Origin of the sequence: Streptomyces sp. NPDC058650 (assembly GCF_042717315.1) — a bacterium.
In the GTDB taxonomy this organism is placed as follows: Bacteria; Actinomycetota; Actinomycetes; order Streptomycetales; family Streptomycetaceae; genus Streptomyces.
The window spans coordinates 77,344-98,764 of the sequence record NZ_JBHXRL010000028.1; the positions used below are offsets into that span (position 1 = coordinate 77,344).

General features: G+C 71.3%; 24 protein-coding genes and 1 pseudogene. 12 read left to right on the forward strand and 13 right to left on the reverse strand.

Annotated elements, in window-relative coordinates; translation table 11 throughout:
• Positions 1-50: 50 nt before the first annotated feature.
• The 3 genes from ACFWWU_RS34010 to ACFWWU_RS34020 all read right to left on the reverse strand — a co-directional run bounded on the left by ACFWWU_RS34010 (position 51) and on the right by ACFWWU_RS34020 (position 2,705).
• Positions 51-794, reverse strand: coding sequence for a nucleotidyltransferase family protein (locus ACFWWU_RS34010; RefSeq protein ID WP_384151915.1), 744 nt, complete (start codon positions 792-794; stop codon positions 51-53).
• 251 nt (positions 795-1,045) lie between these two features.
• Positions 1,046-2,164, reverse strand: coding sequence for a YbdK family carboxylate-amine ligase (locus ACFWWU_RS34015; RefSeq protein WP_384151918.1), 1,119 nt, complete (start codon positions 2,162-2,164; stop codon positions 1,046-1,048).
• Positions 2,165-2,429: 265 nt separating this feature from the next.
• Positions 2,430-2,705, reverse strand: a complete 276-nt coding sequence (locus ACFWWU_RS34020; protein ID WP_384151921.1) for a MarR family transcriptional regulator — start codon at positions 2,703-2,705, stop codon at positions 2,430-2,432.
• A 247-nt stretch (positions 2,706-2,952) separates the two neighbouring features.
• Here ACFWWU_RS34020 and ACFWWU_RS34025 point away from each other — a divergent pair, with 247 nt between their 5' ends.
• From ACFWWU_RS34025 to ACFWWU_RS34040, 4 genes are all read left to right on the forward strand, one after another.
• Positions 2,953-3,264: an STAS domain-containing protein gene (locus ACFWWU_RS34025; RefSeq protein ID WP_384151924.1), complete on the forward strand. Its 312-nt coding sequence runs from the start codon at positions 2,953-2,955 to the stop codon at positions 3,262-3,264.
• Positions 3,265-3,579: 315 nt separating this feature from the next.
• Complete coding sequence (locus tag ACFWWU_RS34030) at positions 3,580-3,831, forward strand: hypothetical protein (protein WP_384151927.1); 252 nt, start codon at positions 3,580-3,582, stop codon at positions 3,829-3,831.
• Positions 3,828-4,613, forward strand: coding sequence for a metallophosphoesterase (locus tag ACFWWU_RS34035; protein WP_384151930.1), 786 nt, complete (start codon positions 3,828-3,830; stop codon positions 4,611-4,613). Before ACFWWU_RS34030 ends, ACFWWU_RS34035 begins: the two co-directional genes overlap by 4 nt.
• A gap of 112 nt (positions 4,614-4,725) precedes the next feature.
• On the forward strand, positions 4,726-4,926 hold the full coding sequence (locus tag ACFWWU_RS34040; RefSeq protein WP_384151933.1) for a DUF5988 family protein: 201 nt from the start codon (positions 4,726-4,728) through the stop codon (positions 4,924-4,926).
• 223 nt (positions 4,927-5,149) lie between these two features.
• Here ACFWWU_RS34040 and ACFWWU_RS34045 read toward each other — a convergent pair whose 3' ends face one another.
• The 4 genes from ACFWWU_RS34045 to ACFWWU_RS34060 form a co-directional block, all read right to left on the reverse strand.
• Positions 5,150-5,836, reverse strand: coding sequence for a 2OG-Fe(II) oxygenase (locus ACFWWU_RS34045; protein ID WP_384151936.1), 687 nt, complete (start codon positions 5,834-5,836; stop codon positions 5,150-5,152).
• A complete protein-coding gene (locus ACFWWU_RS34050; protein ID WP_384151939.1) occupies positions 5,833-6,153 on the reverse strand; it encodes a tail fiber domain-containing protein in 321 nt (106 codons plus the stop codon). The genes ACFWWU_RS34045 and ACFWWU_RS34050 overlap by 4 nt, the downstream gene beginning before the upstream one ends.
• A 65-nt stretch (positions 6,154-6,218) precedes the next feature.
• Positions 6,219-6,758, reverse strand: a complete 540-nt coding sequence (locus ACFWWU_RS34055) for a hypothetical protein (protein WP_384151942.1) — start codon at positions 6,756-6,758, stop codon at positions 6,219-6,221.
• A 459-nt stretch (positions 6,759-7,217) separates the two neighbouring features.
• Positions 7,218-8,189: an acetylxylan esterase gene (locus ACFWWU_RS34060; protein ID WP_384151945.1), complete on the reverse strand. Its 972-nt coding sequence runs from the start codon at positions 8,187-8,189 to the stop codon at positions 7,218-7,220.
• 247 nt (positions 8,190-8,436) lie between these two features.
• Between ACFWWU_RS34060 and ACFWWU_RS34065 the strand changes: the two genes are divergently transcribed.
• Positions 8,437-8,850, forward strand: coding sequence for a hypothetical protein (locus ACFWWU_RS34065; protein WP_384151948.1), 414 nt, complete (start codon positions 8,437-8,439; stop codon positions 8,848-8,850).
• 271 nt (positions 8,851-9,121) lie between these two features.
• On the opposite strand, the gene ACFWWU_RS34070 is transcribed toward ACFWWU_RS34065, so the two are convergent.
• Positions 9,122-10,183: an Lrp/AsnC family transcriptional regulator gene (locus ACFWWU_RS34070; protein WP_384151951.1), complete on the reverse strand. Its 1,062-nt coding sequence runs from the start codon at positions 10,181-10,183 to the stop codon at positions 9,122-9,124.
• Positions 10,184-10,287: 104 nt separating this feature from the next.
• On the opposite strand from ACFWWU_RS34070, the gene ACFWWU_RS34075 reads away from it, so the two are divergent.
• Both ACFWWU_RS34075 and ACFWWU_RS34080 read left to right on the forward strand, forming a co-directional pair.
• The gene (locus tag ACFWWU_RS34075) at positions 10,288-11,490 is read left to right on the forward strand and encodes a M20 family metallopeptidase (protein ID WP_384151954.1); all 1,203 of its coding nucleotides are present in this window, start codon (positions 10,288-10,290) and stop codon (positions 11,488-11,490) included.
• A complete protein-coding gene (locus ACFWWU_RS34080; RefSeq protein WP_384151957.1) occupies positions 11,487-12,965 on the forward strand; it encodes an MFS transporter in 1,479 nt (492 codons plus the stop codon). Before ACFWWU_RS34075 ends, ACFWWU_RS34080 begins: the two co-directional genes overlap by 4 nt.
• 383 nt (positions 12,966-13,348) lie before the next feature.
• Here ACFWWU_RS34080 and ACFWWU_RS34085 read toward each other — a convergent pair whose 3' ends face one another.
• From ACFWWU_RS34085 to ACFWWU_RS34100, 4 genes are all read right to left on the reverse strand, one after another.
• On the reverse strand, positions 13,349-14,428 hold the full coding sequence (locus ACFWWU_RS34085) for a TerC family protein (RefSeq protein WP_384151959.1): 1,080 nt from the start codon (positions 14,426-14,428) through the stop codon (positions 13,349-13,351).
• Between the two features lie 289 nt (positions 14,429-14,717).
• Complete coding sequence (locus ACFWWU_RS34090; protein ID WP_384151962.1) at positions 14,718-16,184, reverse strand: SulP family inorganic anion transporter; 1,467 nt, start codon at positions 16,182-16,184, stop codon at positions 14,718-14,720.
• Between the two features lie 8 nt (positions 16,185-16,192).
• Entirely contained in the window at positions 16,193-16,774 is a 582-nt protein-coding gene (locus ACFWWU_RS34095; RefSeq protein ID WP_384151965.1) for a carbonic anhydrase, read from the reverse strand.
• 80 nt (positions 16,775-16,854) lie between these two features.
• Positions 16,855-17,241 (reverse strand): hypothetical protein, encoded by a 387-nt coding sequence (locus tag ACFWWU_RS34100; RefSeq protein WP_384151968.1) that lies wholly within the window; start codon positions 17,239-17,241, stop codon positions 16,855-16,857.
• A 512-nt stretch (positions 17,242-17,753) separates the two neighbouring features.
• Here ACFWWU_RS34100 and ACFWWU_RS34105 point away from each other — a divergent pair.
• The 3 genes from ACFWWU_RS34105 to ACFWWU_RS34115 all read left to right on the forward strand — a co-directional run bounded on the left by ACFWWU_RS34105 (position 17,754) and on the right by ACFWWU_RS34115 (position 20,046).
• On the forward strand, positions 17,754-18,314 hold the full coding sequence (locus tag ACFWWU_RS34105; protein ID WP_384151971.1) for a SixA phosphatase family protein: 561 nt from the start codon (positions 17,754-17,756) through the stop codon (positions 18,312-18,314).
• A 99-nt stretch (positions 18,315-18,413) separates the two neighbouring features.
• Positions 18,414-19,427 (forward strand): glutathione S-transferase family protein, encoded by a 1,014-nt coding sequence (locus ACFWWU_RS34110; protein ID WP_384151974.1) that lies wholly within the window; start codon positions 18,414-18,416, stop codon positions 19,425-19,427.
• A gap of 358 nt (positions 19,428-19,785) precedes the next feature.
• Positions 19,786-20,046 (forward strand): GlsB/YeaQ/YmgE family stress response membrane protein, encoded by a 261-nt coding sequence (locus tag ACFWWU_RS34115; RefSeq protein WP_384151977.1) that lies wholly within the window; start codon positions 19,786-19,788, stop codon positions 20,044-20,046.
• A gap of 93 nt (positions 20,047-20,139) precedes the next feature.
• Here ACFWWU_RS34115 and gvpJ read toward each other — a convergent pair.
• Positions 20,140-20,535 (reverse strand): annotated as a pseudogene (gvpJ, locus tag ACFWWU_RS34120) (gas vesicle protein GvpJ); the annotation flags it as partial.
• Positions 20,536-20,785: 250 nt separating this feature from the next.
• On the opposite strand from gvpJ, the gene ACFWWU_RS34125 reads away from it, so the two are divergent.
• Together ACFWWU_RS34125 and ACFWWU_RS34130 are read left to right on the forward strand one after the other, a co-directional pair.
• Positions 20,786-21,010: a DUF6479 family protein gene (locus tag ACFWWU_RS34125; protein WP_384151980.1), complete on the forward strand. Its 225-nt coding sequence runs from the start codon at positions 20,786-20,788 to the stop codon at positions 21,008-21,010.
• Between the two features lie 41 nt (positions 21,011-21,051).
• Positions 21,052-21,333 (forward strand): hypothetical protein, encoded by a 282-nt coding sequence (locus ACFWWU_RS34130; protein WP_384151983.1) that lies wholly within the window; start codon positions 21,052-21,054, stop codon positions 21,331-21,333.
• Positions 21,334-21,421: the final 88 nt, after the last annotated feature.

A 21,421-nucleotide genomic window follows, 5' to 3' on the forward strand; every position in this document is an offset into this window, starting at 1 on the left:
GCGCGGAGGCACTCGGCGCGAGCGAAGGGGTCCGTCGGGGCGACGGACGGTCAGGCGCTGTCGTCGGCGCCGTGCGGCAACACGTCCAGGAGCTCCAGCAGGTACAGGAAGGCCATGGCCATCGGAGCGTCGCCCGTGTCCTCGCGCACCCGTGACCAGTCGACCCGCTCCCGCAGTCCCCGCGCCATCGGCAGCAGGGTTCCGAAGTCGCAGTAGTGCTCGGAGAGCGCCAGCAGACGGGAGATCATCAGGTCGCTCGGGGCGAGCACCGGCATGTGCACGGAATCCACGGGAAGGGTCTGGGCACGGGCGAGCAGCTCGGACGTGACCGGCCGCCCGGCGAGGGCGAAGATCAGGTCGATCTCCTCCCCGCCCGAGCGGGCCTTGACGAGCCAGTCCTCGGGCGGGTCGACGATCCGTATGCCATGTTCCCGCAGGGACCGCGTGACCACGTCCGCGTCCTCCCGCCGTACCGCGAAGTCGGTGTCGTGCTGGAGGCGTACGGGGATGCCGTGCGCGTAGGCGGCGACGCTGCCGACCAGGGCGAACGGGCGACCCGAGGCCTTCAGTACGGACGCGACCTCCTTCGTCGTCTCCAGGATCGCCTGCGTGTGGTCCGCGGGCAGGTCCGGCGCGCGGCTGTCGCCCGCTCCTCGCGGCGCGCTCTCCGCGCCCTGCGGAGTCTCCCCGGTCGCGGGCGGACCGGGATCGGGGGACCCGGCTTCCGGCTGGGCGGGTGAGGAGTGCGCCGCTCCGGCCGACCGGTACGCGGTCGGCCCTTCCGTGAGGTTCATGGCCTGCTCCCGTCTCTTCACGGCCGGTGGCGATCGCCCCTCGGGGCGGAACCTGCGTCTACCCCGCACCGCGACCGTCATCCGTGCGTGCGCGTGCCGATGGCCCTGACGGATGCGCCGACAGGAGGCCGGCGCCGGCCTGCGGTGCGTACACCCCGGGGGTCTGCGCACCCGCCTGGCTCGCGAGCGGCGGCCTCAGGTCCTCTGGCCACCGTCGGTGGGACGGCCGGCAACGTGGGCACCCACCGGGATCAGCCCCGCACCGTGGCGGCGGCCAGCATGTCGACCACCGGGGTGAACCGGCCGTGACGGCGGAACACGGCACGTTGGCGGGCAGCGCCCCCGCCGTCCGCTCGGACCCGCGCCCACTGCGCGCGCGCCCAGTCCGTGTCGCCCGTCGCGTCCAGGGCGGGCCGGGCGAAGTCGATCAACCCGTCCAAGAGGTCCACGGCAGGGCGCTCCCGGCCGTCCACCGGGTCCAGGCCGATCCCCGTGATGCCCTGCGCGGCCGCGAGCCGATGGGCTCGGACCAGGCGCCGACCGGGAATGCGCGGTGGAGGGACCGAGGCCTCCACCCGGGGCAGCAAGCGGCCGGCGAGCCCCCGGACCAGGATCGCGAGCAGCACGACCGTGTCGAGTTCCGCGTTGACGTCGGCCACCCGCACCTCAAGGGTGGGAACGTGCTCCGATGGCCGGGCGTGCCAATACACCATGCGGGCGTCGAGGAGCGTGCCGTCCCTGACCAGCCGCTCGACATGGGCGACGTACTGGGCCTCGTCGAGGACGGGGGTGGGGCCGACGGTCGGCCAGCGGGCGTGCTCGACGGCACGCCAGCTCTGGTAACCGGTGTCCTGGCGGTGGGCGTAGGGGGAGTTGCCTGCCAGTGCTTGGACGACGGGCAGCCACGGCCGCATGTGGAGCGCGAGGGCGAGGGCCCGCTCACGGTCCAGAGTCCCGATGTGGACATGGCATCCGCAGACGAGCCCGTCGTCGCGCGGGAGACCGTCCTCGCGCGTGATGAGGTGAGCGAAGTGTCGAGCCATCAGACGGTACCGATCGGTGTCCGTCACCGTGAGCGGCTCCTCGGGAGGCAGGACGGGAGTGCCGCACGCGACGGGCGCGCAGCGCGCGTCCCGCGCGACCGCTCCCACGACCCCACGCAGCCAGGACAGCTCCTCACGCAGGTCCTCACGGCACGCGGCCGGCCGCGTACACGTCTCGACCTGGGAGTTGAAGAACTCGGTCTGCACCTGCGCACCGAGCTCGCGAGCCGCACCCCGGATCACCTCCGGAGCCCGGTTGACGGGTGCCCGCGTCACACGGTCGACCAGTACGAACTCTTCCTCGACACCCATCGTCAGGGTCTTCATGGGGGGCTCCTCGCCTCGCCACGCGATTACCCGGCGTCGGCCCCGCCATGCCGGATCTCCCGGTGGCGCAGGGTTCTCCGGCCTCGCGGACGTCCGGACCGGCGGCGTCCACCGGACGTTCTCCGCCTGGCGTGCTCCTCCGAGCCGTGCGCGACGACGACGTCCTGGTTCTTCGGGCTGCCGGCCATCGTGACCGTCCTCCTCGATCGAGTTCCCGCGATCCGACGTTTCCCAGGAGCCACGTCCTCGCCTCGGCCGCCTGCGGCTATCGGGCGCTGCCGGCCTCGGCGGTGCCCTGCGGTTCGGCGAGGAGCTCGAGAAGGCCGGCGATCTGATGTCCGGCCTCGGCGGGATGACGGAAGTGGGAGTCACGCACGATGCCGTAGCGGTTGCGGCGGCCGTCGTCAGCGCGGCTGCGGACGAGATAGCCGGCCTCTTCGAGATCGGTGACGATGGCCTGCACCGTCCGCTCGGTCACGCCGCAGCTCGACGCGATGTCGCGGAGCCGTGCGCCTGGGTCACGCGAGATCGCCAGCAGCACCCGGGCGTGACTGGTGAGGAATGTCCAGTCTGAGCGAGTAGCTCTCGTTTCACCCATGTGAATATCGTGCACCCGGAGACGGCACCCTCGCAATCACAAGATGTGAATTTCGGGTAATTATTGACACATAACTCTACGAGACAGACAATTTCAGTCACAGGGCCGCCTCGGTCCAGGAGGGCTCATGACTCCCATCCCCGAAGTTCCCCGCCCCGCTTCCCCGTCGCACGGAGAAGACGACGGAGGCATGACGGTCTCGATGAGGCCGAAGGCGGGCGGCGCCGTCGTCAGCGTCCGCGGAGAACTCGACATCGACAGCGCCACGCACCTGCGAACAGCGCTCATGCGGGCCATGGAGGCCTGCGAGGACGGCGGCGGGCTCACGCTGGACCTGTCCGGAGTCACCTTCTGCGACTCCACCGGCCTCAACGCCCTGCTGCGCGCACGCCGGCGAGCCCTCAGTGAGCACCGCTCCCTGACCATCACCGCCACCAGTCCCCAAGTGACCCGCTTGCTGGAGATGACCGGGGCCGCACAGCTCTTCGCCGTCAAGTCGTAACGGCACCTGCCGCCTGCCCCGGACGGGCGGCCGCGGGCGCCGGCCCGGAGCTGACGTACGGCTCCGCCCGCTCTGCGCCGGGCAGGCGCGTGGGTGTCGCGGCTCCGGGTAGACGCCCTGGCGGGCCGACCGCCGAGAGGAGCCGATCATGCGCGCGACGATCATGCGCACGACGATCGTGTGCGTGACGATCGTGTGCGTGACGGAGCCCTCGTACCGGATCGAGCAAGGCCGGATCATCTCGTTCCGTTCGGGTAGTCGCAGATCCCGGCCCCACGCGGCGGCACGGTGTGCGACACCGGAAGGGAGACCGCGATGAACACCGGCGAGGACGAATACCGGATCGCCCGCTTCAGGGACCGGCTCGCTCGCGGGCACGCGGCCGAGCTCGGCGTACGCGTCGAGATGCGCGGCGCGGCCGTCCTCCTGACGGGCACCCTCCCGACCGCCGACCGCCGGGACGAGATCCTCCGGATCGCCGGCGCGGAACTGGCCGGCATCCCGGTGCGCGCCGACCTTCTGGTCGCCTGTACGGATCCCCCCGACCGACCCGAGGAGCTGCTGTGACGTCCCAGGGCGAGCAGGACGGAGCGGTCGTCCGGGTGGCAGCGGTGGGTGACATCCACCTGAGCCCGGACTGCCGAGGCCTGCTGCGCCCCTCCTTCGCGACCCTGCCACTCTGCGCGGACGTGCTCCTCCTCGCCGGCGACCTCACCCGCCACGGCACGGTCCCCGAGGCCGAGGTGGTCGCCGAAGAGGTACGGGACCTCGGCGTCCCCGTGGTCGCCGTGCTCGGCAACCACGACTACCACTCCGAGCGGGAGGCGGACGTCGCACGTGTCCTCACCGACGCGGGGGTCACTGTCCTTGAGGGCGACAGGGTCCTCCTGCCGGTGGCCGGCGGAAAGATCGGCGTCGCCGGGGTGAAGGGTTTCTGCGGAGGCTTCGCCGGTCGCAGTGCCGGAGAGTTCGGTGAGCGCGAGATGAAGGAGTTCGTCCGGACCGCGCGCCGTGGCGCCGAAGGCCTGTACCGGGCCCTGAGCAGTATGGACGGCGACGGCTGCGGGGCCAGGATCGCCCTCACCCACTTCGCGCCGGTGCCCGACACCCTCGCCGGCGAACCGGTCGAGATCTACCCCTTCCTGGGCAGCTACCTCCTCGCCGAGGCCATCGACGAGGCGGGTGCCGACCTCGCCGTACACGGCCACGCCCACCTCGGAACCGAGCACGGCATGACGGCGGGCGGGATACGCGTCCGCAACGTCGCCCAGCCGGTCATCCGCAGGGCGTTCGCCCTCTACCACCTGCCGCTCGCCCGGAAACCGGCCGACTCCCCGGTGACCCGGTGACCCGGTGACCCGCCGCGTGGAGCAGCAGGCGGCGTTCCTCTTCCGTCAGAGGGGTCAGCCCGGTGGGCCTGCCCCGGATGCGATGCGTGCCGAGGGTGGTGAGACTGACCCCATGGCACACAAGGCATTTCTGGAGGGTGGGCCGGGCGACCTCCCCGAGCGGATCGTCCCGGTCGAGACCCCCGGCGAGGACCTGAAGATCGCGCATCTCGGCGGATACGAGCACTTCAGGGAGACCGCACGCCGAGAAGACACCGCGGAGGGGACCCTTCGGGTGTACGAGTGGTGGGAGCGTACGGAGATCGCCGGGTAGCGGGGCCGGACGGGCTCGGCCGGGCCCCGCAACAAGCGGAAAAGCCTACTGGCCGATGCGCCGCCACTGCTGGCCCGTGCCGCCGTTGGACTTCTGCTGCTCGCCGGATCGCCACGGGCGCGCCGCTGAGAGGCCGCTCACTGGCGCCGGATGCCTCCAGCCCGCTCCCACGCCGGGCGCGGCCACATGCCCGCCGAGGTCGGGAACCATGTGTCAGACGCCCCTAGTGAGTCCCACCGGCATCCGCCGCCCCGTGGTGCGCGGGGTCGGGTGCGCACAGCCAGCCGTTGACCGCGAAACGGCTGTCCGCGTGCTGCCTGCCGGGGCACACGACCGGTCGTACCTCGTGCCAGGCGGTCGGCAGGAAGAACACGATGCTGTCGTGCTCGGGCTCCCAGTCCCGCCAGGAGCGTTCCTCCCAGTCTCCGGTCGGCTCCATGTGCAGCGGCAGGGCGGCGTCGAAGACGCGCAACTCGCCGCCGTCGAACGGACGGGGCGTGCGGTGCAGGTAGTACACGAAGGTGAGGAGACGCCGCGGGGCGTACGCGGCGCTGGTGTCCTGGTGCGGCCGGTAGAAGTCCCCGTCGTTGTGCACGTTGAGGCCGTAACGGGGTTCGGTGTACCGGCAGTCGACTCCCAGGGTGTGTTCGACCGCTTCCCGGACGTCCTCGATGGCCGCCAGCAACTCGGGCGCCGCGAAGTCCTGGTACGACCGGGACCGGCGCATTTCGGGGACCAACTCCCCGTCCCGGATCTTGGAGGGCTTCAGCCTGTCGCCCGTGGTGGTGATGGCGCGCTCGAGGAGGGCGTCGGCCGTCCGCTCACCCAGGAACCCCGTGATGCGACAGACCGTCGCAGGAAGCCGCCAGATCGCGTCCGTGGACACCGGCGACAGACTGTCCGCCGTCATCGCCCCACCTCGGACGGGGTCATGGCCGTGGCCTCGCGCAGACGTCCCACCTCGGCCGTCAGTTCCTCCACACGGCGGTGCAGCGCCTGGACGCACACCAGGGCGACGCCGAGGCCGTCGACGACGGGGATCCTGGTGTCGTCCTGGTTGAAGCCGAAGGCGGCGTGCCAGTCCTGGGCCATCGGTCCGAGGTGACGGACGTCCTCGGGTTCCCAGAGATAGCGCCAGGTGCTGACGGGCAGCGCGGCCACGGTCTCCAGGACCTCGAAGCCGTTCACCGCACCGGCCGGGGCGACCGCGGCACCTTCCCGCGCCACGGCCGGCCGACTGTCTGGGGCGGGGGCGTCGGCCGCCCGGGGCCGTCGACGGAAGATCCGCATTCTCATCGGCTCCAGTCGACCGGGACCACATCCCGCTTCAGCCCGCGGTCGCTGCAGAGGGAGCACGGGCCGCCCGGCACACCGGGTGCCTGGTCGGTCCCGATCGTGATCGCTCCGTGGGCACCGGCCGGGGCGTGGACGCCGTCGCCGATCATCGAGGCTTCGTAGCCGCCCAGCAGTTCCTGGACGGTTCCGGGGCCGAAGTTCTCCGGAGCCGTGATGGAAGCCACGCCGTCGTAGTCGGTGTAGGCGGCCCCGAGCGTCCGGCCGCCGACGGTCGCGAACACGATCCGCGCACCGCGAATGGGTTCCCCGGTGATCGCGTCGGACGCCATGGCCTGAATGTTCTCCAGTTGCATCTGGGTGATGTTCAGGGTGGCCTGGCTGGCCACGAGCCTCACCGGCTTGAGGCTGGGGCACTCCGCGCCGCTGCAGGGCACGGGGGACGCGGGCGTCGCGGTGGCCGTGACACCGCTCCCCGCACCCAGCGATGCCAGAGCGGCTGCCATCACCGCGACGGTCTTACGGCCAACAGAACCCATGTCCACTCCCTGTGGAGCCGCCCGGGCGCGCTCCGTACCGGCGCGTGACGGCCCCGGAACGGTCTGGGCGCGTGCGGCACTCGACCGGTGCCGCCCCCTGCGGGCGACCCGAACGACCGTAGCCACACCCGTCCGGTCCAGGCGTCCGATGAACACGAGTACGCACCATCTGATGAACCGATGGCGGCGCTGTGACGAACATGGACGATTCATACCGGCCACCTCGCGGCCGGCGCCCTGGCCGCAGAGAGCCCGAACCGGCCGTCGATCGCGGACAGGCCGATGAGCCCATGCGCGGGGGGTGCGACTGTCGTTCGGGCATGCGATCCGGGGTGCCCCCGGTAGCCATTCAGCGCCACATCCACCGTTCGCGGGGCCGACGGGAATGACGCAGCGCCGCTCGCCCCGGAGGGCGATCGGCGCTGCGTCAACGAAGGGGGACGGGGTGCGGGGCGGGCCTCAGGCGCGCAGCCTCCCCGGTATCCAGCGAAGCTGGGCCGCCTGCTGGAAGGAGCCGCCACCCTCGTGGTCGTTGAAGTCGTAGACCTCGATCTCCTTGTCCTCCTCCGCGTACGCGTTGAAGGCCGCGAACACCGTCGACGGCGGGCACGTCAGGTCCTCTAGGGCCGTCGAGAACAGGGCCGGCGCGGTCGCGCGCGCCGCGAAGTGGACCCCGTCGAAGTACGCGAGCGTGTCCCGCGCCCGCTGGACGCGGCCGCGGTGGGCCTTGAGGTAGTTGCCGATCTCGCGGTACGGCGCGCGGTCCGTGATCGTCGTCGCACGCGGGAAGTCGCAGAGGAACGGTACGTCCGGGGCCACGGCCACCAGGTCCCGCACCAGCCCCGCCACCGCCAGGGTGATGCCGCCGCCCTGGCTCCCCCCGGTCACCGCCGTGCGGCCCGCGTCCACGAGCGGGTGGGAGCGGGCCGCCTCCACGGCGCGGACCGCGTCCGTGAAGAGCCGCCGGTAGTAGTAGGTCGCCGGATCCTCGATGCCCCGGGTCATGAAACCGGGGGAGGCGGGCGCGCTGCCGACCGGGTCGGCGGTGTCGCCGGTGGCCCACCCGCTGCCCTGCCCCCGGGTGTCCATCACGAAGTGGGCGAACCCGGCGGAGGCCCAGAGCAGATGTGTGTGCGGCAGTCCGCGCCCGCCTCCGTACCCGAGGAACTCGACGACCACGGGGAGCGGTTCGGCGGTGCCCGCCGGGAGCACGAACCAGCCCTTGACCGGCTGACCGTCGAACCCGGAGAACGTCACGTCGTACGTCTCCACCGTGGCGAGCCCCGTGGCGACGTGCTCGAAACGCGCGTCGAGCGGGTGCGCGCGCGTCTCGTCGAGGGTCTTCGTCCAGAAGGCGTCGAAGTCCTCGGGCTCCACGGACGCGCTGCGGTACGTACGGAGTTGGTCGATGGGCAGGTCGAACTGGCTCATGGGCACCGCCTGGTGGGTGAGGGGTCGCGTTCGAAATCTCGACCGGTCACTCCGGTCCTCCCTACCCTAGTCGGCCTCCACCGCCGATTCATATACGTGAACCATCGGGTCGTTCGAAGCAACGGCCCACCGACACTTCACGCCGAGTGCGCCACCAGACGCCCCCGGACCTGTCCCCGTGGCATCCTCGGACGATGCCCCACCGCGTCCGGCTGCGGGCCTTCGTCGTCCTGCGCGGAGGGACACCATGCTCATCAGCCACACCGTTCGCCACGACATCCTGCACGTGATGCTCCACCGCGACCTGGACGTCACCAACCGGGCCGCTGCCGCCCTCCAGATCCAGGCCCTGGTCCAGGCCCACCGGCCGACGCGCGTGGTCATCGCGCTCCCGGCGGCCGACCCCACCCCGGCCACCCTCAGCGCCCTCGCCCGCGCCCACCGCATGTGCGGAAGCCTCGGCATCCCCCTCACCCTGACCGGCGCGAGCGCCCGCACGAGCCGCCTCCTGGACGTGAACACCCGTGGTGCCGGGGAACGCGAAGATGCCCTCGACGTACGCCCAGGTCTCGCCGCTGCCCTCCCGGCAGCCGGACTCGACGTTCTGGAAGCCGCGGAGGCTGACGGCTCCCTCGGGCCGGGAGGCGAGAGCGGTCATTGACGCCCGGCTCCTCACCCGGCCTTCGCCGCCCTCGCAGCCAGCAGGGCGGTCGGCCGGACTCCGAGCGTTCCACCCTTAGGGCCTGTCGTTTGGATCATGCCGGGCTCGCGGCGCCTGGCACCGCGCCTCGCCGCGTTGTCGTCACTCGCCGACGTCCCCCGTAGCCCTTCGGGCACGGGAGGTACCCCCACCGCGTCGACTCCCTCCTCCGCCTTGCGATGCACGCCACCAGACGCCGCTCCCTGATCCGGCCTCATCCAAACGACAGACCCTAGGCCTGGGTGCTCGCTCCGGCCGTGCGAACGTCCAGGGGGACGCCGCCGATGCGGTAGCCCTGTTCGTCGAGCAAATGGCCGCTGAGCTTCAGCGGCCACAGCGCCACGGCGCGGTCGGTGATCTCCAGGCCGGGAACGCGCTGGGCGAGTCGTACCTCGAAGCGCTGCACGTCGGTGAGGGACTTCACCCAGGCGATGATGAGGACGTTGTTCCGGCCGGTGACGCCGGCGCACAGCCGTACCTCCCGGGCGCCGGTGACTCCGCGCGAGACGCGTTCCAATTCACCCGCGGCCGCCCGCCCCCATTGGATCACCGTGACCGGCCACTCCGACAGCGGGCGTGCGACCTCGCAGCGGGTCTGGAGCATGCCGGCGGCGAAGAGCCGGCCGAGCCGTCGGCGGACCGTGTCCGGGCTCGCCCCGCAACCGTCGGCGAGCGCCCGGTAGGTGGCGCGGCCGTTCATGGAAAGGGCGGCCATGAGGGCGTGGTCCAGGTCGGTGAGCGGGAAGACAGGTGCCTCGGTGCGGGCGGTGTCGGTGTCGGCGAGGCGGGCGATCTGGGTGCGGTCGAGGGCGCGCAGCCGCCAGCGGCTGCCCTCCGTGTAGACGGCGCTCGCGAGATGGGTGCGGCTGGCGGTGACGCCTGGCATCGCGCCGATGCCGCGGGTCATCCAGTGGGTGAGTGCCGCGAGGTCCGGGGCCATCACGGTGAGCAGCAGGTCGCGGTCTCCGCTGACGTGCTCGACGGCAGAGACGTGGGGGAGCCTGGCGAGGGCCTGGGCCACGGTCAACAGGCTGCCGCCGGCGCAGTCCACCTCGACGAAGGCGAGCAGTCCCTGTCCCGCCGAGGCGAGGGCGGGCGACGGGGAGCAGCTGATCCAGGCGGCGCCGGCTTCCGTGAGCCGGTGCCAGCGGCGGGCCACGGTCACGGCGTCGAGGCCGAGTACCGCGCCGATCTCGTTCCACCCGGCCCGTGGGGCGATCTGCAGTGCGTGCACCAGCGCCTGGTCGACGTCGTCGAGCGCCCGGACCGAACCGTGCGCGGAATGCTGCGTCATTCGATGTTCCTTGCGGTTTTCCTGCGATTCGGAACCGACGGGATGGTGAGCACTTCACTCTTGCCCCACCGAAAGCCGGAACCGTACCAGGAGGTTGACGCAGCATGTCCGTACTGGAACGCGCCAGGGAACTCCAGCCCGATCTCGTGCGGCTCCGCCGCTCGCTCCACCGCGAGCCGGAGCTCGGTCTGCGGCTGCCGCGTACGCAGGAGAAGGTCCTCGCCGCGCTCGACGGTCTCCCGCTCGACATCACGCTCGGCCGGGAGCTGACCTCCGTCACGGCCGTGCTGCGGGGTGGCCGTCCCGGCGGGGCGGTCCTGCTGCGGGGTGACATGGACGCTCTGCCGGTGGGTGAACTCACCGGGGTGGAGTACGCCTCCCAGGTGCCGGGCCGGATGCACGGCTGCGGGCACGATCTGCACACCGCCGGACTCGTCGGCGCGGCGACGCTGCTCGCGGACCGCCGGGAGAGCCTCCAGGGCGACGTGGTGTTCATGTTCCAGCCGGGTGAGGAGGGACACAACGGCGCGGGCGCGATGATCGACGAGGGTGTCCTGGACGCGGCGGGCAAGCCCCTCGACGCGGCCTTCGCGCTCCATGTGTCGGCCAACCGCCTGCCGGGCGGCTGGGTCGCGTCCCGGCCCGGCACCGTCATGACGGCATCCGACGTCCTGCGGGTGACGGTGCGGGGCGAAGGCGGGCACGGTTCGGCTCCGCACCACGCCAAGGACCCGGTGCCCGCGGTCTGCGAGATGGTGACCGCGCTGCAGAACTGGGTGACGCGCACCTTCGACATCTTCGACCCGGTGGTGGTGACCGTCGGACGGCTGCACGCCGGTACGCAGCACAACGTCATCCCGGACACGGCCGAGTTCGAGGCGACCGTACGCAGCTACTCGGAAGCCAACCACGAGCGGCTGGCCCAGGGGCTGCCGCGGCTGGTGCGCGGGATCGCGGCGGCGCACGGCCTGGAGGCGGAGGTGGAGTACGAGATGCTCTACCCGGTCACGGTCAACGAGCCGGTCGCGACGGAGTTCGCCATGGAGACGGCGCGCGACCTGTTCGGCCCGGGCGAGGTGTGGCAGGCTCCCCAGCCTGCCAGCGGTTCCGAGGACTTCTCTCTGGTGCTGAACAAGGTGCCCGGCGCGATGCTGCTGGTCGGCGCGGCGCCCGAGGGCGTGGATGTGGAGAAGGCGCCGCAGAACCACTCCCCGCGGGCTCTGTTCGACGACCGGGTGCTCCACCGCCAGGCGGCGCTGCTCGCCGAGCTCGCGGAGCGGCGGCTCGCCACGGGGACGTCCGCGTGAGGGCGCCGCGCGGGACGGAGGAGGTGGCGGCGCCCCGGGTCACCGCCGTCGTCGGTCTGCTGGTCGTCTTCGAGCTGGTCAGCGGCTTCCTCCAGGGGTCGGGCCCGGCGCTGGTGCCGGCCGTGCAGGACTGGCAGTCCATCAGCGCGTCGCAGGCGCAGTGGTACATGGCGGTCCAGTTCCTGGCCGCCGCGGTGGGGGTGCCGGTGTTCGGGCGGCTCGGTGATCTGTACGGACACCGTCGACTGGTCCGGATCGCGCTGGTGTGCGTCGCGGCGGGCACCGTCCTGGTGGCCCTCGCACCGAATCTGACGGTGCTGCTGGTGGGTCGAGCCCTCATGGGTCCGCTGGCGGCTCTGCTGCCACTGGAGATCGGTCTCGTACGGGACCGGCTCGACCTCGAGGGCGCCCGGCGGGCGGTAGCGCTCCTCGTCGGCGCGCTCACCCTCGGCTCGCTCCTCGGCCACGGCCTGGCGGGCCCCCTGCTCGAACTCACCGGTGGCGTCCAGGCGACGCTCTGCGTCCTCGCCGCGATCGCGTGCGCCTGTGTGGCCCTCTCGTACTGCGCGATCCCCGAGTCCCGGAACCGCGCGCCCGGCCGGATGGACTGGACAGGGGCACTCCTGCTCGGCCTGGCGCTGCTGCTGTTCCTCGGCACGATGGCGCGCGGCCAGGCGTGGGGCTGGACCTCGCCGCTCACCCTGGGCGGCCTCGCCATCTCCCTGTCCCTGCTCGCCTGGTGGGTCCGGCTCGAACGGGACCGGCCGCACGCCCTGGTCGACGTCCGCGCAGTGGCCCACCCCCGGTCCGCGCCGTACTACGTCTCCGGTTTCGTCTTCGGCGCCGTGATGCTGGGCGGGCAGGCAGTCGCCATCTCGTACATTGCCGCGTCGACGGCCGACGAGGGGTACGGATTCGGGCTCACGACCTGGGAGATCAGCGCGTGGGGCGCGGTGCCCCACGTCCTGGCCTTCGCCGGGGCGAGCCTCGTGGCCCGAGTGGCGGCCCGCACCGGCTACCGTCGCGTCCTGTTGCTCGCCTTCACGCTGATGGCCGCCGGCAACGTGGGGCTGATCGCCGGCCACACCACGCTGCCGCTGTTCGCCCTGGCTTCCGCCGTTTCCGGCTTCGGCATGGGCCTGGCCATGGGCGGCCTGCCCACACTGATCGTGGAACGCAGCACCACGGACCGCACGGCGAGCGCGACCGCCGTCTACAACAACCTGAAGACCCTGGGCGGCAGCGTCGCGGGCGCGGGCTCGGCCGTCGTCCTCGGCTCCCTGGTCGTCGGGGGTACGGACGTCCCCGCGCTCTCCGCCTATCTGACGATCTGGGGACTGGGCGCGCTGCTGTGCGTGGGCGCGCTGATACTCCAAATCCTGACCAACCGTCAGGCGGATGCCTCGGGTGCGGCGAAGAATCGCCGCTCGGATACTCGTACGCACAGCGACGCGGGCACGTCAGCCGGAGCGTAGCGGGCGATGCCGGAGATCCGTCCCGGCGGCTGAACCAACAGCTGCCGGCTCCATGTGATCCGGCGGGCGGCGAGGAGCCTCCCCGGACGGCGGGCGACGCCCCGGATTCGGCCGGGTCAATGGTCCTGGTGCCTCGTGTGCTCCGGGTCTTCCAGGTATTCAGTGCACTCCGGGTTGTGGCAGGGGCCAGGGCGCCACACGGGCACGAAGACTCCGAGAGTCTTGTGCCGCCTCTTCACGGTCGTGCTCACGGGCCGCTTGCAGACCGGGCAGACAAGCGCTCCTTGGGGACCGGTCTCATGCTCGGCTTTACTCATCCTTTAACGATAGGCTCTGCGGTCGCAAAAGGGACAGGGGGATGTGCGGCCATCCCCTGGCTCTGATCAGCCCCCGGTCGGGGGCGGGTCTTTCCGATCGTGGTCCTGCTGGGTATGTGCGCCGTCGTCGGAGCCGGGGTGCTCGTTGGTTGCCGCCGAGGGCAGCGATGCTGTTCCGTCGTCCGGACGAGCAGATGCGTGGCCGGGCGGGGCGGGACGGAGCAGGCTGAGGGCTACGGAACCGGCCAGGACGACGACGATGACCGCGAGGCTGATCGGTGAAGGGATCTCCGGGATGCTGGTGCTGATCGTCTTGTGGGATGCCTGGAGGATGAGCTTGAGGCCGATGAAGGCGAGGATGATCGCGAGGCCCTTGTTCAGGTAGTGGAACCGGTCCAGGAGTCCGGCGAGCATGAAGTAGAGGGCCCGCAGGCCGAGGATGGCGAAGGCGTTGCTGGTGTAGACGATGAAGGCGTCGTCGCTGACGGCGAGAACGGCGGGAACGCTGTCGACGGCGAAGATCAGGTCGGCCGCCTCGATCGCTGCCACCACCGCGAGGAGCGGGGTGGCCACGCGTTTGCCGGCTTCCTTGACGAAGAACTTCATGCCCGCGTACTCGTCACGGACCGGCATGATCTTGCGCAGGAGCCGTACGGCGAAGCTCTTGCCCGGGTCGAAGCTCTCCTCTTCGCCCTTGAGGAGTTTGTAGGTGCTGTAGAAGAGGATGGCGGCGAAGGCGAAGAGTACGGCGGTGAAGCGGCTGACCACGGCGACGCCGAGGGAGAGGAAGACGCCGCGGAAGATCAGGGCGCCCATGACGCCGAAGAACAGTACGCGGTGCTGGTAGGCGCGGGGCACCTTGAAGTAGGCGAAGATCACGGCGAAGACGAAGAGGTTGTCGACGGACAGGCTCTTCTCCAGCAGCCATGCGGTGGTGTACTCCGTGCCCGCGGTCGTACCGAGTACGAGGAAGACGACCGCGCCGAAGGTCAGGGCGAGGCCCACCCACAGCGCGCTCCACGCGGCTGCTTCCTTGAAGCCGATGACGTGCGCGGTGCGGTGGGCCAGCAGGTCTACCGCCAGCGACACCACCACCGTCGCGGCGAATGCTCCCCACAGCCAGAGCGGGACCTCAAGCACGCCCATCACTTCCCCACGGCCCGTGCGGTCACACGGGCCCCTCTATCGCATTCTGCGTCCATTCGTTCGCTTGAGCGATCCAGAGGGTTCTGGCGCGCACTCCGGCCCCCTTCGGAAGTCGTCAGACCCTCTGGGGCCCCATGAGGCGCACGAGGAGGTCGTCGAGGCTGCCGAGCCCGGTGCCCGGCCGGGGCCGTGGTGGGCCCCGGCCGGGAGTGGCCGCGGATCAGCCGGATCGGAAGGACCGGGTGGACCGAGTGGGGAGCAGGAACCGGACGGCTCAGCGATCGCCCGCTCAGGCGGCGATGGTGAGCTTGACCGGTTCGATGCCGGTCGCGCTGTGCCGTTCGGCCCAGCTCTCCAGCGCCGTGCGGCAGGCGTGGTCGAGGTGGTGTAGTCCCGACAGGTCCAGCTCGACCGGGCGGTCCTGGGGGAGTGACTCCAGGCTGTCGAGGATCTTCGGCAGGCGGAGGAAGGTCGCGTTGCCCGCCAGGTACGCCCGGATGGGGTCGGCGCCCTTGTCGATGACCTCCAGCTTGACGTGCGAGGCCTCCCAGGCGGTCTTGACGATCGCCAGGGCGAGGCCGATCAGGACGCCCTCGAACATGTTCACCACGACGATGGCCACGGCCGTGACCACGAGGATCACCGCTTCACCCTTGTGCCCCCGCCACAGCCCCGCGATCTGGCGGAACGGGATCAGCTTCCAGCCCGCGTGCACGAGGATGCCGGCGAGGGCCGGCAGCGGGATCAGCGCCAGGGCGAACGGCAGCGCGGCGGCGAACAGCAGCAGCCACACGCCGTGCAGCACCCGCGACGCCTTGGTCCTGGCGCCGGCCTCGACGTTGGCGGAGCTGCGTACGATCACCGCGGTCATCGGCAGCGCGCCGAGCAGGCCGCAGACCGCGTTGCCCGTGCCCTGGGCGAGCATTTCCTTGTCGTAGTGGGTGCGCGGGCCGTCGTGCAGCCGGTCCACGGCGGCCGCGCTGAACAGGCTCTCGGCCGAGGCGATCAGCGCGAACGCGATGATCGTTCCCCAGATGGCGGGGCTGCCCAGCTCGGCGAAGGCATCCGAGCCGGGCGGCTGGACGACGCCGAGCAGGCCCTCCACCTCGACCGTGGCGACCGGCAGGCCGAGGCCGAGCGAGGCGACCGTCGCCAGCACCACCGCGGCGAGGGCGCCGGGCACGGACCGCACCCGCTTCGGCAGCTTCTTCCACAGCACGATGACGGCGATGGTGCCCGCGCCGATCGCGAGCGAGGCCAGGGCCTCGGTGCTCCCGAGCGCGTCGGCGAACGCCCGGGGCAGGCCCACGATCTTGCCGACGCCGGTCCCCGGGGCCTTCAGCCCCGCCGCCGCGTAGATCTGGCCGGCGATGATCACCAGGCCGATGCCGCAGAGCATGCCCTCGACGACGGAGACGGAGATCGCCCGGAACCAGCGGCCGACCTTGAAGAAGCCCATGGCGAGCTGGAGCAGACCGGCGACCAGCACGATCACACCGAGCGTGCCCACCCCGAACTCGCTGACCGCCTCGAAGACGATCACGGTCAGGCCGGCGGCCGGACCCGAGACCTGAAAGCTGCTGCCGGGCATGAGCCCGGTGACGAGCCCGCCCACGATGCCGGTGACGAGCCCGAGCTCGGCCGGGACACCGGAGGCGACCGCCACGCCGACGCACAACGGCACGGCGACGAGGAAGACGACGATGGAGGCGAGGAAATCCTTGCGCAGATGGGGGAATTTGCGCGTCAGAGACATGGCGCTCCTCACAGCGCCTCGAACGAGTCGGTCTCCATGCGGTGTTCGCGCACGGCGCCGGTGCCCACCTCGTAGTACCAGCCGCGCAGGCGGAGGCGCCCCTCCGTCAGCCGCTTCTCGACGCACGGGTAGGAGCGCAGGCGCAGCATCTGGGTCAGGACGTGGTTCCGCACGGCCTCGGCGACCGTCGGGTCGGCGGGATCGGAACACTCGGGCTCGTCCGCGGCGTGCGCGAGCCAGTCCCGTACGGCCGGTACGGCGGTCAGGTCGTCGCCGCGCACTATGGCGCCCACGGCCCCGCAATGGGAGTGCCCGCAGACCACGATGTCCTTGACGCCGAGGACTTCCACGGCGTACTCGATCGTGGCCGCCTCGCCGGTGGGGGTGCCGGAGGCGTACGGGGGAACGATGTTGCCCGCGGTACGCAGCTCGAAGAGCTGTCCGGGGCGGGCGCCGGTGATCAGGGCAGGCACGACCCGGGAGTCGGAGCAGGTGATGAACAGAACCTCGGGCGACTGGCCTTCGGCCAGCTTGGCGAACTCCTCAGGGCTCTGTCCGAACATACGGGCGTTGTCGATGAGGGGCTGCATGACGTGACGATTCCTCCTGGCGCGCCGTGGGGGCGCGTCGGACGGGCAGGACGGTTTGGCGTGGGGGGCTGCTCCGCTGATCAGCAGCGGAAGGTCTGAAGTGCCGCCGGGGAGTGGGCCGTTGAGGATCTCGACGTGCGACGGGGCGCGGTACGGGGTGTGCCCGGCTCGCCGGCCTTCGAGGTCTGCCTCAGATATGGACGGTCGAGTGCCCCGGGTGCGGAGTCGGCGGCGGTGCGGTACCGGTCGCGGGCGCGTAGGGGACCGGTCGGGTCCCCGTAGTGGCCGGCGTCCCGGCAGGCGGCGATCTCTTCGCGCGGCGCCTGCCCGGAGGGCTTGATTCCGGGCTGACTCTCGGCCATGGCGTGATGCGCTGTGTGCGCGGACGCGAAGGATGGGGTGGGCGCGAAGACCTGGAGGCCGAGCAGGACGGAGGCGAGGATCGACACCAGGGTTCGGGCCGTCACACCTCGGAACATAAGCCTCCCTCCAGGCAGTCCACGTCTCTAGAGCGTGCAAATGCTTGGTCAACGATCAGTCAAGAAACACAATAACCCTGCAAAATCGTTTGCAGGGTTAACTCAAGGTTCCGCCCTGAAGAGAGCCTCAAAGACGCGCTTTGGGTGGCGTGAACTGGCCTCTGACGGGAAGTCGGCTGCCCAGGGGTCCGGACACAAGCTCGACGAGCCGCCAGGTGTCCGGGGCGGCGCCTTCAGCCGGCACGAGCCGAGGTCCGGCGTCCCGGTCGCCGTGTTCGGGTTTCCGACCTGGGCTTCTGGCGTGATCAGACCGACTCATTGGGCCACTGAGCCCTTTCGAACCTGACGTCGCGCCCTGCGGCGCGAACCAGGCCCATGCCGACACGGACTGCGGCTGCGCCAAGCGCGGCGCCGCCGCGCCGGTGCGTGGGGCCACCGAGACGGGGTAGGCGCACCTTCCGGAACGACCCGGAGCCGTACGCGCGCGGAAAGGAGACGCCATGCCCCTGGAGTCCGGATCCCGGCGGGCGTCACCGGGCGGCGACGGTGCGGCCGGGTTCCGGCTGCTGCTGGTGCGCCACGCGAAGGCCGTGCGCAAGGACCGGCGGATCGACGACTTCGACCGCGAGCTGAGCAAGCGGGGCAGGGGCGACGCGCCTCGGACCGGCCACTGGCTCGCGGACTCCGGTCCCAGGCCCGACGTCGTGCTCTGCTCTCCGTCGCGCCGGACCCGCCAGACCTGGCGGCTCGCGGCCCCCGCGCTGGGGGACCCGCCGCCCGTCGTCTACGACGAGCGCCTCTACAACGCGCCGCCGAGCAAGCTGGTCTCCGTACTGGCGGAGCGGGGCCCGGGCCTTCGTGCCGTGGTCCTCGTCGGCCACAACCCGGGGATCCACGAGCTGGCCGCCGGCCTGTGCGGGAGCGGCCCTCCGGACCTGCTGCGGCGGGTGAGGGCGGGCTTCCCGACCTCGGGAGTGGTGGTGATCGAGCTGCCCGGCGGCTGGGAGCGGCTGACCCCCGGCAGCGGAAGGGTGATCACCTGCTGGTCACCGGCCGACTGACCCCGCCGGCCCGGACGGAGGGTCCGGCCGGTTCCGCCGGCGGCTGGGCGGTGCCGTGGCGGGCAGGAGCCCCGCACACGAGGAGGAGGGTGCGGAACGATGACCGGTGACGGCTCGTACGAGCGCGACCGCACGTACATCACGACCCGGATCACGGCCGACGGACGGGACGGTTATCCGGTGGAGCCCGGGCGTTACCGCCTGATCATCGCCCGCGCCTGCCCGTGGGCGAACCGGAGCGCGATCGTGCGGCGTCTGATGGGACTGGAAGGCGTGCTCCCGATGGGGATCGCCGGACCCCTGCACGACGAGCGGAGCTGGTGCTTCCACCTCGACCCCGGAGGCCGGGATCCGGTCCTCGGGATCGAGTGGCTGAGGGAGGCGTACGTGGCGCGCGAACCCGGCTACGCGAAGGGCATCACCGTGCCCGCGATCGTCGACGTCCCGACCGGCCGGGTGGTGACCAACGATTTCGAGCGGATCACGCTCGACCTGGGCGGCGAGTGGACGGCCCATCAGCGGGACGGGGCGCCGGAGCTGTATCCGGAGAGGTGGCGCGACGAGATCGACGACGTGGCCGGCCAGGTGTACCGGGACGTCAACAACGGCGTCTACCAGTGCGGCTTCGCCGGTGACCAGGCGGCGTACGACCGGGCGTACCGAAGGCTGTGGGAACGGCTGGACTGGCTGGAGGAGCGGCTCGGACGCCGGCGCTATCTGGTCGGCGACACCCTCACCGAGGCCGACGTCCGCCTGTTCCCGACCCTCGTGCGCTTCGACGCCGTCTACCACGGCCACTTCAAGTGCAACCGGCACCAGCTGAGCGAACTGCCGGCCCTCTGGGCCTACGCGCGGGACCTGTTCCAGACGCCCGGCTTCGGGGACACGATCGACTTCGCGCAGATCAAGGCGCATTACTACGTCGTCCATCACGACATCAATCCGACCGGGATCGTCCCCCGGGGCCCGGACGTCCGCGGCTGGCTCGCGCCGCACTACCGGGAGGAACTCGGCGGCCGGCCGTTCGGCGACGGCACCCCGCCCGGGCCGCCGCCCCCGGCCGAGCGCGTGCCGCCGATCGGCCCGGAATTCGATACGGATCGCCATGTTTGAATGCGCGCCGATGGCGTAGAAGCACTTGCGGAAGACGCAAGCAATCGAAATCGACTTTTCGCTACCACCGCCCGCCGTTCGGTGACCGGGAGGAGAGGGCCGTGACATTCGGATCGCGCCGCCACGGTCGCTGGAGAAGGCGTCGTGCGTGGGCCCGACGGACTCCGGGGCCCTCGTTCGCCGAGGTGTCGTGCGCGGGGCGAAACGGGAGCTCCGCCTGATGGCCTGGAGCGTCCGGGACGTCGTTCCGGGCGGTATTCCACGCCGCGCTGCCGACGGCGGTCCGGCGCAGGCTGCAGGGTTCCGGAGCGGGCCGGTACGAATACAGCAGGATTCACGACACGGGACGGAATGAATCATGGGAATCATCGCCTGGATAATCCTCGGGCTTCTCGCGGGCATCATCGCCAAGATGTTGATGCCCGGAAGGGACCCGGGCGGCTTCATCATCACCACGATCATCGGCATCGTCGGCGCCGTGCTCGGCGGTTGGCTGGGCAAGGTCATCTTCGGGGTGGACTCCGTCGACGGGTTCTTCGAGCTGTCCACCTGGATCGCCGCCATCGTCGGATCGCTCATCCTCCTGGGGCTCTACCGGCTCTTCGCCCGGCGCAGGTGACGCCGTCCGCGGGCCCGGCACCCCTCCGCTCCTTGTCGGCCGCCCCGCTGCTGCCCCCGACCGCTCCTCAGCGGTCGGGGGCAGCAGTGTGCCGAGCGGGCCGAGGTCCAGGTTGAGCTCTTCGAGGGTGTAGCCGTGCTCCTCGCACAGTTCGGTCATGCGCGCGTGCGGGGCGAGGAGGGTGGCGCCGAGTTCCTCCTCCTGTTCCTCGGTCAGGTCCCCCGCGCCGACGCGGGGGAGGGCCTGGCGCTTCGATGGGGTGCCGCAGGAGTTCGACGACCGTGAGCACGTGAGCACGTGCTTGAGGAGATCGTCGCCGACGGCCTCGGGATCGGTGCGTACGCGGTGGGCCGGGGCCCCCGCCGCGGACTCCTCGTGAGGAGCCTGGAGGAGCCGGAAGGCCCGGGCCAGGGGACTGTCGGCGATGGACAGGACAAGGTCGCCGGTGATGACGACGCCACCGGCCAGGAGCCGGTCGAGGAGGTCCACGAGGGCGACCTGCCGGCCGGGGAGCGACTCGGGGACTCGTTACCGCGCCGCTGTTCCTGCCGACGCCGCTTCCACTCCGCGGCACCACGGTCATGGCCGCTTCGCCTCGTCGCCGACCCGGTCAGGAACGGGGGAGCGCGGGCGGACTCTCCTCCGGCACGGTGCGCGCCGTGATTGCTTCGCCGATGCCGGGGTAGCAGCGCCAGCATCACGGTTTGCCCTGTTTTCGTCCCGTCAGGAAGGTAGATTCATGTCACTCTCCCTAGTTACCGCCTCCGGACTCGCCGCGTCCGGATCGTCCTCGCTGCTCCTGATCCTGGTGGGAGTGGTGGTGGTGGTCGTGCTGCTCGCCGCGTTCTGGTGGGGTTCCCGGCGTGTCGCCCGCAGACGGCGGAACGCCCCTGTCGCCCAGCCGCCGGCCGCGGAGGCGAGGCGGGATTCCTGGTCCGCCCCGGAGGATGGGCCGGAGCGATGAGGAGGGACGCGTACGTTCCGCGATTGAGCTGAGGAGACGCCATGGGTGAGAAGAAGCAGCGCAGGACGGACGAGGGCCGCGGTAGTCGGCCGCGCACCACGCCTGCCGACGCGGTGGGGGAGAGCGGCGACGAGGAGGCCCGGAGGGAGGCCGACGAGGCCGTGTCCTCCGGGGGGCCCTCCGGAGGCGGGCGCGACGCCGGCGAGCGCCGCGGAACCGCCGGCCGCGAGGCCACCGACCGGAAGGGCGCCGGCGGTCACGCCGCCAAGAGCCAGCGCCCCGGGATAGGCCGCGAGGAGCAGACGCGGAGGCACGACGGCTGACGGATGTGCTGGATCAGGCGCCCGCAGCGCCTCGGGCCGGGGAAGACCCTCGGGCAGGGCGCGGACGAGATGTCGGCCAGGCGCCGCT